The organism is Collinsella aerofaciens (assembly GCF_039836695.1).
In the GTDB taxonomy this organism is placed as follows: Bacteria; Actinomycetota; Coriobacteriia; order Coriobacteriales; family Coriobacteriaceae; genus Collinsella; species Collinsella aerofaciens_BD.
This window is the reverse complement of the sequence record NZ_JBDPAC010000001.1, coordinates 23,784-38,982: the sequence shown is the minus strand read 5'-3', so window position 1 is coordinate 38,982 and position 15,199 is coordinate 23,784. Positions and strand designations below refer to the sequence as shown.

Sequence of the window (15,199 nt, the reverse complement as noted above, 5' to 3'; positions counted from 1 at the left end):
GGTTGTAAAACCCGTCGCTTATGCGGCGGGTTTTTTCATGTCGCGATCGCCGTTCGCGAACGTTACCGTATCAACATTTCGTGTCGAGGATGTAATCCCGAGGCCCGCCACCTCAACATGGCGCGGTCGTTGTAGAATATTGCAATGATTGCTCCCACGACATGGTGCCGCGAGCACCAAGAAAAGGAGATTCTTGTGTCTGAGACCATTAACGGCAGCCTGAGCGTCTCGAACGACGTTATTGCCGATATTGCCGGTTATGCCGCGATGACGTGCTATGGCGTCGTCGGTATGGCTGAGCAGCTCCAGGGCGCCGAGAGCGTGCGCCTGCTTGCCGGTCAGCGCCTCCGCAAGGGCGTGCTTGTCTCCGCCGACGAGAACGGCCTTACGGTCGATCTTCACGTCGTGCTCGAGAACGGCGTTAACATGAAGTCCGTCTGCCACAATCTTTCGAGCTCCGTTGCCTTTACCCTGCAGGAGATCGCCCAGATCGATCCCGCCAGCCTTAAGATCGGCATTCACATCGACGCGCTCAAGAGCCGTCTGAACTAGCATCCGAAAACGGAGATTCAAATACCCATGATTGCAAAGACCATTCGCACCTGTTTTCCGATCGCTGCGGCTGCCGTTTCCGACAAGGCCGAGGAGATCAACAAGCTCAACGTCTTCCCCGTACCCGACGGCGACACCGGCACCAACATGTCGCTCACGCTCGCCTCGGTGACCAAGGAGCTTTCTGCTCTTCCTGCCGACGCCGACATGGAAGCCATCGCCGGCGCCATCACCCACGGCTCCCTGATGGGTGCCCGCGGCAACTCCGGTGTCATCACCTCGCAGATCCTGCGCGGTGTGGCCGAGGGTCTCGTCTCTGCCGATGAGCCCATCACGTCCGCCAATATCGCCTATGCGTTCCGTCGCGCCGTCAAGGTCGCCTTCCAGGCCGTCCGCAAGCCCATCGAGGGCACGATCCTCACGGTGCTGCGCGATGTCTCGACCAAGGCTGATGAGTGCGAAAAGAAGAAGTTCTCGGCCGAGGATGCGCTCGATGCCATCGTCGTCGAGGCGTACCAGTCCGTCGCCCGCACGCCCGACCTGCTGCCCGTTCTGAAGGAGAACGGCGTGGTCGACTCCGGCGCCTTTGGCTTTGCCATCTTCCTCGAGAACTTTGTTGCCGCCGCGCTTGGCCGCAGCACCGTTGTCGAGGATTTCTCCGCTACGTTTGACTCTGCCGGCTCTGCTCGCGATGCGGCCCTTGGCCGCGTTGAGATCGAGGCTAACGACGACTGGGAGGGCTCGGAGTTCCGTTACTGCAACGAGTTCCTGTTCAAGGCCGACGCCCCGTTTGACGAGGACGAGTGTCTTAAGTTCCTGGGCTCCATGGGCGACTGCGAGCTGCTCGTGGGTGCCTACCCCGATTACAAGATCCATGTGCACTCCAACACCCCCAACCTGGTGCTCGAGCACATGCTGCAGCTCGGTCAGATCTATGAGGTCTTTATCCACAACATGGAGATGGAGGCCCACGACCGTACCGCCAAGATCCACGAGGATCAGGAAAAGGCCGCCGAGCCCGCCAAGGCGCTGGGCTTTGTCGCCGTTGCCGCCGGTTCCGGCGAGGCCGACATCCTTAAGTCCCTCGGCGTCGACGTGATCGTGTCGGGTGGTCAGACCATGAACCCCTCGACTGCAGACCTGCTGGGCGCGGTGGACAAGGTCAACGCGACTTCGGTCATCATCCTGCCCAATAACGGCAACATTCGCATGGCTGCCGAGGCCGCTGCCTCAGCCTGCACCGACAAGAAGGTCGCCGTCGTTCCCACCAAGACCGTTCCGCAGGCCTTCTCCGCGCTGTTCGCGGTCCTGCCCGATTCCGAGCTCGAGGATGCCGTCGCCGCTATGGTCGACGCCATCAGCGAGGTCCGCGATGGCGAGGTCACCCGTGCTGTGCGCGATTCCAGCGCCTCTGACGGTTCTCCGATTCACTCCGGTGACGTCATGGGTATCATTGCCGGCTCCATCGACGTGGTCGGCTCCGACGTGAAGCAGGTCACGCTCGATTGCATCAACCGCATGCAGGAGGAAGAGGAGGGCGACGCGCTGACGATTCTGGCCGGCGAGGAGCTGTCCGATGAGGCCTTCCAGGAGATCGTCGACGCTATCGAGGAGGCTCAGCCCGACTTGGAGATCGACGCCCATCGTGGCGAGCAGCCGCTCTATCCCGTGATCTTCTCGATCGAGTAGGCAACTGCCCATGTCCGAGCTGTGCTCCGTGCCGCGCGTCTCGGAGCGCTTTGCCCAGAGCAATGCGCTCGACGAGGATATCGCGCGACTCAAATATGTTTCGGGTAAACGCGAGGAGGCCCTTCGCCGTCTGGGAATTCGGACGGTGGGGGACCTCCTTCTCCATATCCCTCATCGATACCTCGACTTTACCCGTTCTTGGTCTATCGAGATGGCGCCCATCGGTACCGTGTGCACCATCATCGCCACGGTCGACCGTATCGTCCAAAAGCAGCCGCGTCCGCGCATGCAGGTGACCGAGGTCTCGCTTGTGGACGAGACGGGCGTGCTACAAGTCGCCTTTTTCCGCCAGCCCTGGATTGCCCAGCAGCTTAAGCAGGGCGACCGTCTGGCCGTGATGGGCAAAGTCGAGTTTGCCTACGGTTTTAAGCAGATGGCCTCGCCGCACTTTGAAAAGCTCGAGGAAGGGCGTGCCGCAGGCACTATCCTGCCGGTCCATTACGTGAGTGACGGCGTGAGCCAGGCATGGATGCGCCGCATTGTAAGCGGCGCGCTCGAGGTCGTCGGCAATCCGTTCGATCCGATTCCCGCGCCGCTGCGCGCAAAGCGGAAGCTCATGAGCAATGCCCGCGCGTTGCGTTCGATCCACTTTCCCTCGAGCATGGCTGAGCGCGACATCGCACGCCGGCGTCTTGCCTACGAGGAGTGCCTCTACCTGCAGCTGGCGCTGCGTCTGCGCAACGACAGCGGCCTGGTCGATGTGGTGCCCTATGCCCACACCGCGGGCGAGCACCTGGCAGCGCTCAAGCATGCCCTGCCGTTTTCGCTGAGCGACGAGCAAGAGGCCGCGTTTCAAGATATCCTGCGCGATATGTGCGATGGCGGGCGCGTGATGAACCGGCTGCTGCTGGGCGATGTCGGCACCGGTAAGACCGCCGTTGCCGCCTGCGCGCTGGCAGTGGCTGCCGATAGCGGCACGCAGGCCTGCGTTATGGCGCCCACGGGCGTTCTGGCGCGCCAATATGCCGATAAGACTGGCCCTCTGCTCTCGCAGGCCGGCATGTCCTGGGCGCTTCTGACGGGCGCCACGCCGGCCGCAGAGCGCGAGCGCATCCATGCCCAGCTGGAATCGGGCGAGCTTGACGTGCTCTTTGGCACCCATGCGGTGCTTTCGGATAACGTTGCGTTCAAGCATCTGTCGCTTGTCGTCATCGACGAGCAGCACCGGTTTGGCGTCGGCCAACGCAACGCCCTACGCTCGAAGGGCCCCGGTGCGGACCTGCTCGTTATGACGGCGACACCGATCCCGCGTACGCTGGCGCTTTCGGTCTACGGCGATCTGGACACGAGTATCATCCGCCATCGGCCTGTACCTGGCGCTGGCGTGACGACACGCGTGCTCACCGAGTCGAGCCACGACCTCGCCTATGGCGCCATCCGCGAGGCGCATGAAAAGGGTCAGCAGGCCTACGTGATTTGCCCGCTCGTGGAGCCGAGTGACTCGGCCGATGAGCTGGAAGACGTGCCCGGTATCGCCCGCGACGACGAGGGCCGCGTGACCGTGCCTGTGCCGCTGCACGATACGGCGACCGAGCTCGATCGCCTGCGTCTGGCGTTGCCGGGTCTTGCCATCGAGCGCCTTCACGGCCGTATGCCAGCGGGGGAGAAGGATCGCGTGATCGACGCCTTCAAGCGTGGCGAGATTGACGTGCTCGTCTCGACTACGGTGGTCGAGGTGGGCGTCGACGTGCCCAACGCCACCGTCATGGTCATCGAGAACGGTGAGCGCTTTGGCTTGGCGGCGCTGCATCAGCTACGCGGTCGCGTGGGCCGCGGCAGCGTGTCGGGCACGTGCCTGGTCATGACACACTCCAAGGGCAACGGCGGCGCGTCGGCGGCGCAAGATCGTCTGCAATCGCTCGAAAAAACCTCGGATGGCTTTACGCTCGCCCAGATGGACCTGCGTCTGCGCCACGAGGGCGAAATTCTGGGGTACCGCCAGCATGGCGGCGTGACCTTGCGCTTTGTGGACCTGGACGCCGATGAGGACCTTATCGAATGGGCCCATTTGGACGCGGTCGAGCTCTTGCGGTATGCTTGCAACCTTGACTCTGTGGCGACGCGTCCCTTGCGCGACGCGGTCGCCATGCGATATCGACACATTTTTAAGGAGGTCAGCGGAGGATGAGAATCATCGGCGGCGAATGGCGCGGTCGTAAGATCGAGGAGCCCCGTGGTCGCGATGTTACCCGCCCCACGACTGATCGCGTACGTGAGGCGTGCGCATCTATGGTCATGTCGGCATTCGACTTCGATTTGGACGATGTTCGTGTGCTGGACGCCTTTGGCGGCTCCGGCGCTCTGGGAATCGAGATGCTCTCTCGTGGGGCCTGCTCGCTCACGACTTTTGAGATCGATCGCAACGCCGCGCGGCTTATTACCAAGAATATCGAGTCGCTCTGCCGTGACCGTGCGCGCTGGCGTGTGGTGACGGGTGACGTGCTGGCGAGCGCCTCGCGCGGCCGCGTGCCGGGCGGCCCCTTTGATCTGGTCCTGCTCGACCCGCCCTATGCTTTTGGTGCCGAGCCGGTCGAGGAACTGCTGCAGAACCTGGCTCAGCAGGGTCTGCTTGCACCTGGCGCTTATGCCCTGTTTGAGCATGCCGCCGCCGATGCGGGCGCGCATCCGGCAGACTTTGAGACTGTACGTGAGAAGCGCTACGGCATTACCTCGGTCGACCTGCTTCGTTGGGTCGGCGATGACGATGGTGAGGGCGATAGCGCCGGCACCGATGCTGACAACAACGATGCCACGACGTTTCAGGAGGACGCCCATGAATGACACCATCAATCGCGTGATCGTCCCGGGCACCTTCGATCCCATCACGTTTGGCCATATCGATGTGATCCGCCGCGCCCGCCGCATCTTTCCCAGCGTGATCGTCGCTGTTGCCGAGTCGCAGGGTAAAAACGGTGTGGGCACCACGTTTACGCTCGATGAGCGCGTGGCGCTGGCCCGAGAGGCGCTCGGTGATATCGACGGCGTCGAGGTTCTGCCCTTCACTGGCCTGCTGGTCGACTTTGCACGTGAACAGGGCGCCGGCGCCGTCGTTAAGGGTCTGCGCGCCATGACCGACTTTGAATATGAACTGCAGCAGGCCGACCTCAACTATCGCCTGGATAGCGAGCTGGAGTCCATCTTTGTCATGAGTGCGCCGCAGTACGGCTATATCTCGAGCTCGGTTGTTCGCCAGATCGCCTCGCTCGGTAGTGACGTATCGACGTTTGTCCCGTCCAACGTGGTCGAAGCGCTCAAACATCGCTTTTCGTGACGTTTCTTATTGCCTGGTGGCATGTGGTAAACTAGCACGATGATATGTTACCTATGAAAGGAGACCGGATGCCGGGCGAGAATTTTCCTGGCGATAGGATCGTCAGCTTGGTCGATGAGCTCGAAGGGCTGATCGAGGAAGCCAAGCCGCCTTTCGGCAAGAACGCTCAGTTCAAGGTCATCGACGCCGACGTGTTCTTCAACATCCTCGACGAGATCCGCATGAGCTATCCCGAGGAGTGGCAGAAGTCCCGCCGTATCCTTAAGGAGCGCGAGGAGCTTATGGCTTCCGCCGCCGCTCAGGCCGATTCCATCATCGCCGACGCTCAGCAGCAGGCCCTCACCATTGCCGGTGAGCAGGAGATCGTCCGCCTTGCGCAGCAGCAGGCCGACGACATCCGCGATCGTGCCCAGCAGTACGAGCGCGAGACGCGTTATGCTGCCGAGGACTACGCAGAGCAGGTCTTTACGCACTTGGAGGAGAACCTCAAGAGCCTGACCGGCACCGTTACCCGTTGCCGTCAGCAGCTCAACGAGGGTGCCGCCCAGCAGAATGGTCAGTGGTAATGGCTGAGTTCCCGAGCGTTACCGTCGATCTTTCCGAGCAGCTCGAGTTTCCTGGAGATTCGTATCCGCTGACCGGTAAGGTCGATGTCGCCACCTACACGGTGGGCGAGAAGGAGTACCAGCTACAGGACGGCATCGACTACGACGTTGTCTTTACCAATGCCGGTACCGGTGTCTTGCTCACGGGCATGGTTCGCGCGCACGCCACCGGCGAGTGCGACCGTTGCCTGGAGCCCGCCTCGTTTGATATCGCCGGCGAGATCGAGGAGTTTTATCTCTTTGAGGTGCCCGAGGATCCCGAGGTCTACGAGGACGGCTATGAGCTTCTGGGTGAGGACCGCATCATCGATCTGGGTGAGCCCATCAATGACGCGGTCGTTATGGACACGCCGTTTGTGGTGCTCTGCAAGCCCGATTGCCGCGGTCTGTGCCCCACTTGCGGTCGCAATCTCAACGTCGAGCAATGCGATTGCGCCGTCCAGGCAGAGGCAGAATGGGCCGCTGCCACGGAAAATCCATTTGCAGCATTGAAGAATCTCAAGCTCGATGAGTAAAACTGTGGTAGTATCGCTACTTGCGCGTAATCGCCACACTGGATAGTTCATAAGGAAGGTCACTATGCCCGTACCTAAACAAAAGCAGGGTCGTATCCGCACTCACACCCGTCGTTCCGCCAACATGAAGATCTCGGCTGCGGCTCAGTCCACGTGCCCCCGTTGCGGCGCTGTCAAGCTTCCGCACCACGTGTGCCCCAGCTGCGGTTTCTACAAGGACCGCGAGGTTATCGTTACCGAGTAACGGTATACTCTGGATGCGATGCCGTTCCAAATGGAACCACAATGGCCGGCTCAATGAGTCGGCCATTTTTGTATAAGGAGCATGTATATGAGTAACGTTCGCGTTTGTGTAGACGTTGTGGGCGGAGACGAGAAACCTCAGGTTGTTCTCGATGGTATCGAGGCTGCGCTTGCCGCCGATCCCGATATCGAGGTCTTGGCAGCTGGCCCCTCCGAAATCGTCAATCCCTTTGCAGCTTCCCATGCACGTGTTGAGGCCCTTGAGGCACCTGACGTTATCGCCATGGATGACGATCCCATTCGCGCCGTGATGACCAAGCGTAAGTCGTCGATCGTGCTTTCTTGCCGCGCCATTAAGAAGGGCAACGCGGATGCGTTCTTCTCCGCCGGCTCGACCGGTGCCATGACCGCCGCTGCCACCGCCTACGTGACGCCGTTTAGGTATCAGGCCGAAGGCAAGAAGCAGCCGGTGCGCCCCTGTCTGACCAATGCACTGCCCAATCGCGCCGGCGGTCTGACGGTGCTGTGCGACATGGGTGCCAACCCCGATGTCGAGGTTGACGATATGGTGCGTTTTGCCCAGATGGGCAGCGCCTATGCCCGCGTCGTCCTGGGCATCGAGCATCCTCGCGTGGGCCTGCTCGCCAACGGCACCGAGGACGAGAAGGGCTCCAACTTTACCAAGGCCTGTTTCCCTGCTATGAAGGCCGCCGTTCCCGGCTTTGTTGGTAACTGCGAGGGCACCGACCTCACCTCAGGTAACTTCGATGTCATCGTTGCCGATGGCATGTCGGGCAATATTGCGCTCAAGGCCACTGAGGGCGCTGCCAAGTTTTTGCTGCAGGAGCTCAAGGGCGCCTTTATGGCCTCGCTCGGCACCAAGATCGCCGCGCTGCTCATTAAAAAGCAGATGCGCGAGATTAAGGCCAAGCTCTCTGGCGACGCCAAGGGCGGCGCGATTCTTCTGGGCCTGCGCGGCGTGGTCCTGATCGGCCATGGTGCCACCTCAGTCGAGGCTGTCAAAAACGGTACGCTCGCGGCGGCCGAAGCCGTGCGCGCCGGGCTGGTCGAGAATGTCGCCAACTCTATGGATGGTATCGTTTTATAAGAGCGAGTTAGAGCGCTGTTATGTGCTTCGCGGTGCACGCCGTGGGGTAGAATCAGAACCGTGTCTTGGTACCGCCCGGGCGGTACCATTCTTTTGGTATTCATGCACTATGAGAGGAAGCGCTATGGACCGCTCCGAAATCTTCGACAAGATCGCCGAGGTCGCTGCTGACGTTCTGGGCGTCGATGTTGCCGAAATTAGCGAGGAGACCACCTTTGACGACCTCGATGCCAACTCGCTCGAGCGCCTGCAGCTGGTTACGGCTATCGAGGACGAGTTCAACCTCGAGATCGATGACGAGACCCTGCTCTCGCTCAACTCTGTCGCCGACGCCGTCGACGCTATCGAAGCTGCCAAGGAGGCCTAAGTCTTGGCTTTATCCGACCGACTTACGCGGGCCCAGGAAATCCTGGGCCACGAGTTCAACAATAAGGTGCTGCTGCGCGCGGCCCTTACGCATCCCTCGGCAGTCGAGGGACAGCCGGTTTCTGCCAGCTATGAGCGCCTTGAGTTCTTGGGCGATTCCATTTTGGGCGCTGTGGTCGCACGCTCCCTGTTTGAGTCCTATCCGGAGTTTGACGAGGGCAAGCTCACGCGCCTGAAGGTGTCGCTTGTCTCGGGCGCTACGCTGTCCGAGGTTTCTCACGAGCTGGGCATCGACGACATCATCATCTTTGGTGCCTCTGAGACCGGTACTGGTGCGCGCGGCCTGCATTCGGCCCTCGAGAACGTCTATGAGTCGCTCGTGGGTGCGCTGTACCTGGATGCCGGCTGGGATGCGGCGGCGGAGTTCATTCACCGTACGCTTAAGCCGCATTTGGCTTCCGAGCGTGCCGAGCATCCTGCGAACCCCAAGTCGTTTTTGCAGGAGTGCGTGCAGGCCGACGGTCACGAGCCCCCAGCGTATAAGCTCGTTGGCTCCGAGGGCCCGGCGCATGCGCCCACCTTTACCGCCGTGGTGCTCATCGATGGCATTCGTCAGGGTCGCGGCTCCGGCTCCTCAAAGAAGGAAGCCGAGGGAGCCGCCGCGCTCGAAGCGCTCGACCGCATGGGTTACACCACCAACGGCGTGATTCTGAACAAGAAGCACGTGTAAGCGAGGAACCGTGTATCTCAAGTCCCTCACGCTCAAAGGGTTCAAGTCGTTTGCCGACCGCGCCCATATGACGTTTGAGCCGGGCCTGACCGTCATCGTCGGTCCCAACGGCTCGGGAAAATCGAACATCTCTGACTCCATCCTGTGGGTTCTGGGCGAGCAGAGCGCCAAGCAGCTGCGCGGCCAGGCCATGGAGGATGTCATCTTCTCGGGCTCGTCGGCTCGCAAGCCGGTGGGTGTCGCCGAGGTCACGCTGGTGCTCGATAACTCGGACCATATGCTGCCCGTCGATTTTGACGAGGTTGCCATCACCCGTCGTATGTATCGCTCGGGCGAAAGCGAGTACCTCATCAACTCGAGTCCGTGCCGCCTGATGGACATTCAGGACATCCTGCACGATTCGGGCCTGGGCAAGGATACGCATTCCATCATCAGCCAGGGCAAGCTCGACGCCATTTTGCAGAGCCGCCCCGAGGAGCGTCGCGCCCTCATCGAGGAGGCCGCCGGCATCTCCAAGCACAAGCGCCGCAAGGAGCGCGCGCTCAAAAAGATTAAGTCGATGGACGAGCACCTGACGCGTGCCCGCGACATCAATAAGGAAATCGCCCGTCAGCTGCGACCGCTGGAGCGTCAGGTCGATCGCGCACGCAAGTACAAAGAGCTGTCCTCTCGCGCGAACGAGCTTACGCAGATGCTGGCCGTCGACGAGCTGCGTTCGCTGCAGTCGCAGTGGAACGATCTGGAGAGCCGCTCCAAGGAAGGTGCCGCCGAGCTGGAGCTTGCGCAGTACCGCATGGGCGAAAAGGAGCGCGAGCTCGAGAAGCTCCAGGTTATGCTCGAGGAAAAAGGCTTGTTTGTGGGCGACCTGGGCGAGCAGCGCCGCCATATGCAAGATGTGGTCGGCCGCATTAACTCCGACATGCGCCTGCTCGAGGAAAAGGGTCACAACATGGTGTCGCGCCTGTCTGATATGCGCGGGCAGATTTCAAGCTCCGAGCATCAGCGTCGTCGCGTGGTCGAGGAGCTTGAGGACGCGCGTGCGCAGCTTGAGGAAGTGACCGGTGCGCATATGCAGGCCCAGGAGGACGTTGACGCCGCTGGTCCTGCCGCCGCTGAGCTCCACGAGCGGCGCGTGGCGCTCGACAATCAGATTTCGCAGCTTACGCGTGAGCATCGCGATGTTCAGCGCGTAGCCGATAACGCCGCGCTCGAGCTCGCCAAGGTGAAGGACTCGCTGAGCAATGCCGAGGTCGAGGACAACATGTATGCCTCGCGCCTGGAGCAGATTGACGAGCAGCTCGAGGAGGTCATGGCCTCGCTCGAGAGCCGTCGTGACCGCGCCGAGGAGCTTGAAGGCGCTCTTGAGGAAGCGCGCCAGGCCCAGGCCGATGCGCGTGAGGCCACCGAGGTCGCCCGTGCAGCCCTGAAGGACTTGCGTAATCGTGAGAGTGAGGCGCGCAACAAGCTGTCCGAGGTGCGCTCGGAGCTTGCCAGCCAAAAGAAACTCGATGCCCGCATGGCCGACAGCTCGCCGCTCGTGAGCCGTCTGGTGGGTGCGCTGGGCGACGATGTCTTGGGTCGTCTGGGCGACGTGCTGGAGGCCCCGCGCGAGCTTGAGGGCCTGGTTGAGCAATTGCTCGCCGGCGATATCGATGCGCTGCTGTTTGATGACGCCGCCACGCTTGAGCGTGCCGGTCGTGCGGCTCTGGACCAAAAGAAGGCCTCGGGCGAGGCATTGCTGGTGGCGCGCGGCGTGAGCGGCTCTACCGCCGCTGAGGGCGCTGCCGGTACCCGCCTGGTTGATCGTCTGTCCGTGCGCGCAGGCTACGGACCCGTCGTCGAGGCGCTGCTCGGCGGCTATTACGTAGTGGACGATCTTTCTGCCGCGCTTTCGGCGCCGGTCGTTGACGGCGTGACTTACGTGACCCCCGATGGCGCCCGCGTCGCCTGCGGCGGCCTGGTGCGTGTGGGCCTCGATGCCGGCGAGGCGTCGGGTGCTCTGGAGCGTAAGCGTCGCATTCGCGAGCTGGAGGGGCTTGAGCCCGATTTGGCCGCTGTGTTTGAGCATGTGTCGGATCAGGTCGTTGAGGCCAACGCTGCCGTCGAGGAGGCCCGTGCCGCCGAGGGCGATGCCGCCGGTGAGATCGCCCGTCTTGAGGGCGAGCGCCGCTCGCTGCTTTCCGAGATCGGCCGCTTGGAGCAAAGCGCCAACAATGCCGAGGTCGAGCGCGTGCGCATCTCCAAGCGCCGCGAGCAGGCCTCCGAAGCCGTTCGCGCTGCGCGCCCGCGCGTTGACGAGCTCACCCGTTCGCGTGACGAGGCCCGCGCGCAGGCAAGCGATCTGGGCTTGCAGATTTCCGAGGCCAACGACGAACTCGACCGCGTTCGCCGTGACGATTCCGAGGCTGCCGGCAAGCTCGCCGACGCCAAGGTTCGCCTAGCCCAGACGAGCGAACGCCTGCGTTCGCTGAAGGGCCGCGTGCCCGACCTTGAGCATCGTCTTGAGGGCATCGACCGTCGTATCCGCGGAACACGCCAGGCCTCGCGCTCGCTCGAGCTGCTGCGCCTGCGCGTCGATCCCATGCACGAACGCTATTCTGCCCTGTTGGAACGCGCGTCGGATTGGGCAGCGCGCCTGCGTGACCAGGCCTCTCTGGAGGAGGCGGACTCCGCTTCGCTCAAGAAGACCATCGAGGATGCCAAGGCAGAGGTTGCCCGCGCTAAGGAGCGAGTCGATACCGCCTCCGCCACGCAAAACGAGTTCAAGGTCGCGCGTGGCAAGCTCGAGGTGCAGGTCGAGGCTGCCATCAAGGCCATTACCGCCGATGGCACGACGGTGCTCGAGGAAGCGCTCATGCTTCCTGCTCCTACCGACCGCGATTCCGCCGAGCGCGAACTCAACCAGCTTGTGCGCCAGATCAACAACCTTGGTCCCGTTAACCAAGTTGCCATGGAGGAGTACGAGCAGCTCAAGCGCCGCGCCGACTACATCGAGGAGCAGCTGGCCGATCTGGAGAGCGCGCGCAAGGCGCTCACCAAGATCACCGTGGCGATCGACCGCAAGATGCGCAAGGCGTTCCTAGTGACGTTTGAGAAGGTCGATGCGAACTTCCGCGAGATCTTTGCCATGCTGTTCCCGGGTGGTCAGGCGCATCTGGAGATGACCGACCCCGAGCATCCGGCCGAGACGGGCATTGAGGTCGTGGCGCAGCCGCGCGGCAAGCGCATCACCAAGATGATGCTCATGTCGGGTGGCGAGAAGAGCCTGACGGCGCTCGCTCTGCTCTTTGCCGTATACCGTACGCGCACGGTGCCGTTCTATGTGCTGGACGAGGTCGAGGCGGCGCTCGACGACGCCAACCTGTCCAAGCTCATCGGCGCCCTCGATGTGCTGCGTTCCGATACGCAGCTCTTGGTAATCTCGCATCAGCGCCGTACTATGGAGGATGCTGACGTTCTCTACGGCGTCTCGATGCAAGCCGACGGCGTCAGTCGCGTCGTCTCGCAAAAACTCGATCGCGAAACCGGAAAGGTCGTGAATGCATAATGGGATTCTTTGACGCACTCTCGCGCGGACTTGAGCGCAGCCGCGAGGCCCTTAACGAGGTTTTCTACTTTGGCGGTGAGGTCGACGAGGATTTTTGGGAGGACCTTGAGGATACCCTCGTCATGGGTGACATGGGTGCCGAGGTCGCCATTCAAGTCTCCGATGACCTGCGTGACGCCGCTGCCAAGAAGAACCTCAAGACCGCCCCGCAGCTTCGCCGCGCCCTGGCCGAGCAGCTCGAGGGCCATTTTGTGCCTGTTGAGCGTGACCCGTTTTCTGATACGCCGAGCTGCGTGCTGTTTGTCGGCATCAACGGCGCCGGCAAGACCACCACGGTCGGCAAGATTGCGAGCGCCATGGCCGCCCGCGGCAAGAACGTGGTGATCGGTTCGGCCGACACCTTCCGCGCCGCCGCCATCGAGCAGCTCGATGTGTGGGGCCAGCGTGCCGGCGTTCCCGTCATCAAGCGTGACCGCGGCTCCGATCCTGCGAGCGTGTGCTATGACGTGCTCGACGAGGCCGATAAGCGCGGCAGCGACCTGGTGCTCATCGATACTGCCGGTCGTCTGCACACGAGCCCCGAGCTCATGCGCGAGCTCGCCAAGGTGGTCAATGTGACCCGTAAGCGCGCCGCCAATATGGCCGCCGGCCCCATGCCGGTCTCGGTCGTGCTTGTGATCGATGCCGCCACTGGTCAGAACGGTCTGAACCAGGCGCTCGAGTTTAACGAGGCGCTGGGCCTGGACGGTATTATCATGACTAAGCTCGACGGCACGGCTAAGGGCGGTATCGCCATGGCCGTGGCCGAGAAGCTCAAGCTCCCGATCCTGCGCATCGGCGTGGGCGAGCAGGTCGATGACCTGCAGGAGTTTAACGCCAAAGATTTCTGCCGCGCCCTGGTGGGCGAGTCCAACTAAGGAGTGACTAGTGTTTGATTCCCTGAGTGATCGCCTCAACGACACATTTGACCGCCTGCGCGGCAAGGGTAAGCTGACCGAGGCCGATATTACTTCGGCCATGCGCGATATTCGTATGGCGCTACTCGAGGCCGACGTTAACTTTAAGGTCGTCAAGGAGTTCGTTGCCAAGACCAAGGAGCGCTGCATGACCGCCGAGGTCATGGAGTCGCTGTCGCCGGCGCAAAACGTCGTCAAGATTGTGCTCGACGAGCTCACCGAGATGCTCGGCTCAACCGAGAGCAAGCTCGTCTTTAGCAACCGTATCCCCAACGTCATCATGCTCGTGGGCCTGCAGGGCTCCGGTAAGACCACGGCTGCCGTAAAGCTGGCCTACCTGCTCAAGAAGCAGGGCCGCTCGCCGCTGCTCGCCGCGTGCGACGTCTACCGTCCCGCCGCTGCCGACCAGCTGGCCACGCTTGGTGGCGAGATCGGCGTGCCGGTCTTCCGCGGTGACGGTGCGCACCCGGTCGACATCGCCAAGGGTGCCATCCAGGAGGCCGTCGACCATCTGCGTGACGTGGTCATCGTCGATACCGCCGGTCGTCTTCAGATCGACGAGCAGATGATGCAGGAGGCCGTCGACATCAAGAAGGCCGTCAAGCCCGACCAGGTGCTGATGGTCGTCGATGCCATGACCGGCCAGGATATCGTCAACGTCGTCTCGACGTTTGCCGAGCGTACCGACTTTGACGGCGTGATCATCTCCAAGCTCGACGGCGATGCTCGTGGCGGCGGCGCGCTTTCCGTGCGCCAGGTGACCGGCAAGCCCATCAAGTTTGTGAGCATGGGCGAGAAACCCGATTCGCTTGAGCCGTTCTATCCCGATCGCATGGCCAAGCGCATTCTGGGCATGGGCGATGTCGTAGGTATTATCGAGAAGGCCCAGGAGGCAGCCGACGCCGAGCAGCTCGAGGCTGCTGAGCGCATGCTGCGCGAGGGCTTTACCATGAACGACATGCTCGACCAGATGAAAGCCGTCAAAAAGATGGGTGGCATGAAGGGTATCCTGGGCATGCTCCCCGGTGGTCAGCGTGCACTCAACCAGATGGGCGGCAACCTGGACGAGGGCATCTTCGATAAGAACGAGGCCATCATCATGTCGATGACCAAGGAGGAGCGCCTGCGTCCCTCCATCATCAACGGCCAGCGCCGCGCGCGTATCGCCAAGGGCGCCGGCGTAACCCCCACCGAGGTCAACAGCCTTATGAAGCAGTGGGGCGAGATGAACAAGATGATGGGCCGCATGCGTACGATGGCCAATCAGGCACAGGCCGGCGGCAAGAAGGGCAAAAAGGGTAAGAAGGGCAAGAAGATGCGCATGCCCAATATCCCTGGCCTGGACGCTATGGGTCTGGGCGGCATGGGCGGCCTGGGTACGGGCGGTCCCAAGTCCGATATGGAGCTGCTGCGCCAGATGGAAGCGCAGATGCGCAATAAGAAATAGAGCTCTAATTCCAGTTTGATATGGCAAAGGCCACTCGGAAGCTACCGGGTGGCCTTTGTTGTTGGCTTTGATTGTTGGGTTGCGCTTAGCGTCGCGCCTCGAGCTCGCGG

14 protein-coding genes are annotated in these 15,199 nt (G+C 62.0%); all 14 read left to right on the top strand.

Annotated features, from left to right (window positions below):
- The first annotated feature begins 195 nt into the window (after positions 1–195).
- The 14 genes from ABG996_RS00175 (at position 196) to ffh (ending at position 15,089) form a co-directional block, all read left to right on the top strand.
- Positions 196–552, top strand: a complete 357-nt coding sequence (locus tag ABG996_RS00175; RefSeq protein WP_022093773.1) for an Asp23/Gls24 family envelope stress response protein — start codon at positions 196–198, stop codon at positions 550–552.
- 27 nt (positions 553–579) lie between these two features.
- Entirely contained in the window at positions 580–2,241 is a 1,662-nt protein-coding gene (locus tag ABG996_RS00170) for a DAK2 domain-containing protein (protein ID WP_347479747.1), read from the top strand.
- A gap of 10 nt (positions 2,242–2,251) precedes the next feature.
- Positions 2,252–4,429, top strand: a complete 2,178-nt coding sequence (gene recG, locus ABG996_RS00165) for an ATP-dependent DNA helicase RecG (protein ID WP_347479748.1) — start codon at positions 2,252–2,254, stop codon at positions 4,427–4,429.
- Positions 4,426–5,082: a 16S rRNA (guanine(966)-N(2))-methyltransferase RsmD gene (gene rsmD, locus ABG996_RS00160; RefSeq protein WP_347479749.1), complete on the top strand. Its 657-nt coding sequence runs from the start codon at positions 4,426–4,428 to the stop codon at positions 5,080–5,082. The genes recG and rsmD overlap by 4 nt, the downstream gene beginning before the upstream one ends.
- Positions 5,075–5,572 (top strand): pantetheine-phosphate adenylyltransferase, encoded by a 498-nt coding sequence (coaD, locus tag ABG996_RS00155; RefSeq protein ID WP_138112379.1) that lies wholly within the window; start codon positions 5,075–5,077, stop codon positions 5,570–5,572. The genes rsmD and coaD overlap by 8 nt, the downstream gene beginning before the upstream one ends.
- 68 nt (positions 5,573–5,640) lie before the next feature.
- The gene (locus tag ABG996_RS00150; protein ID WP_040358176.1) at positions 5,641–6,138 is read left to right on the top strand and encodes an ATP synthase subunit B family protein; all 498 of its coding nucleotides are present in this window, start codon (positions 5,641–5,643) and stop codon (positions 6,136–6,138) included.
- Positions 6,138–6,692: a YceD family protein gene (locus ABG996_RS00145; protein WP_347479750.1), complete on the top strand. Its 555-nt coding sequence runs from the start codon at positions 6,138–6,140 to the stop codon at positions 6,690–6,692. The genes ABG996_RS00150 and ABG996_RS00145 overlap by 1 nt, the downstream gene beginning before the upstream one ends.
- Before the next feature lie 64 nt (positions 6,693–6,756).
- Positions 6,757–6,936, top strand: a complete 180-nt coding sequence (rpmF, locus tag ABG996_RS00140) for a 50S ribosomal protein L32 (RefSeq protein ID WP_022094017.1) — start codon at positions 6,757–6,759, stop codon at positions 6,934–6,936.
- A gap of 87 nt (positions 6,937–7,023) precedes the next feature.
- Positions 7,024–8,043, top strand: coding sequence for a phosphate acyltransferase PlsX (gene plsX / locus ABG996_RS00135; protein WP_347479751.1), 1,020 nt, complete (start codon positions 7,024–7,026; stop codon positions 8,041–8,043).
- A 124-nt stretch (positions 8,044–8,167) separates the two neighbouring features.
- A complete protein-coding gene (locus ABG996_RS00130) occupies positions 8,168–8,410 on the top strand; it encodes an acyl carrier protein (protein WP_055286398.1) in 243 nt (80 codons plus the stop codon).
- A gap of 3 nt (positions 8,411–8,413) precedes the next feature.
- Positions 8,414–9,139 (top strand): ribonuclease III, encoded by a 726-nt coding sequence (gene rnc, locus ABG996_RS00125; RefSeq protein WP_195503185.1) that lies wholly within the window; start codon positions 8,414–8,416, stop codon positions 9,137–9,139.
- A 10-nt stretch (positions 9,140–9,149) separates the two neighbouring features.
- Positions 9,150–12,686 (top strand): chromosome segregation protein SMC, encoded by a 3,537-nt coding sequence (smc, locus tag ABG996_RS00120; protein WP_347479752.1) that lies wholly within the window; start codon positions 9,150–9,152, stop codon positions 12,684–12,686.
- Positions 12,686–13,603, top strand: a complete 918-nt coding sequence (ftsY, locus tag ABG996_RS00115) for a signal recognition particle-docking protein FtsY (protein ID WP_117564147.1) — start codon at positions 12,686–12,688, stop codon at positions 13,601–13,603. Before smc ends, ftsY begins: the two co-directional genes overlap by 1 nt.
- Positions 13,604–13,613: 10 nt before the next feature.
- A complete protein-coding gene (ffh, locus tag ABG996_RS00110; RefSeq protein WP_117637757.1) occupies positions 13,614–15,089 on the top strand; it encodes a signal recognition particle protein in 1,476 nt (491 codons plus the stop codon).
- Positions 15,090–15,199 lie beyond the last annotated feature (110 nt).

Excerpts from the sequence above, each read along its gene's own strand:
- rpmF (WP_022094017.1), top strand. The coding sequence starts at position 6,757 with ATGCCCGTACCTAAACAAAAGCAGGGTCGTATCCGCACTCACACCCGT.
- ABG996_RS00130 (WP_055286398.1), top strand. The coding sequence starts at position 8,168 with ATGGACCGCTCCGAAATCTTCGACAAGATCGCCGAGGTCGCTGCTGAC.
- recG (WP_347479748.1), top strand. The coding sequence starts at position 2,252 with ATGTCCGAGCTGTGCTCCGTGCCGCGCGTCTCGGAGCGCTTTGCCCAG.
- ftsY (WP_117564147.1), top strand. The coding sequence starts at position 12,686 with ATGGGATTCTTTGACGCACTCTCGCGCGGACTTGAGCGCAGCCGCGAG.
- ABG996_RS00150 (WP_040358176.1), top strand. The coding sequence starts at position 5,641 with ATGCCGGGCGAGAATTTTCCTGGCGATAGGATCGTCAGCTTGGTCGAT.
- coaD (WP_138112379.1), top strand. The coding sequence starts at position 5,075 with ATGAATGACACCATCAATCGCGTGATCGTCCCGGGCACCTTCGATCCC.
- rsmD (WP_347479749.1), top strand. The coding sequence starts at position 4,426 with ATGAGAATCATCGGCGGCGAATGGCGCGGTCGTAAGATCGAGGAGCCC.
- ABG996_RS00145 (WP_347479750.1), top strand. The coding sequence starts at position 6,138 with ATGGCTGAGTTCCCGAGCGTTACCGTCGATCTTTCCGAGCAGCTCGAG.
- ABG996_RS00170 (WP_347479747.1), top strand. The coding sequence starts at position 580 with ATGATTGCAAAGACCATTCGCACCTGTTTTCCGATCGCTGCGGCTGCC.
- plsX (WP_347479751.1), top strand. The coding sequence starts at position 7,024 with ATGAGTAACGTTCGCGTTTGTGTAGACGTTGTGGGCGGAGACGAGAAA.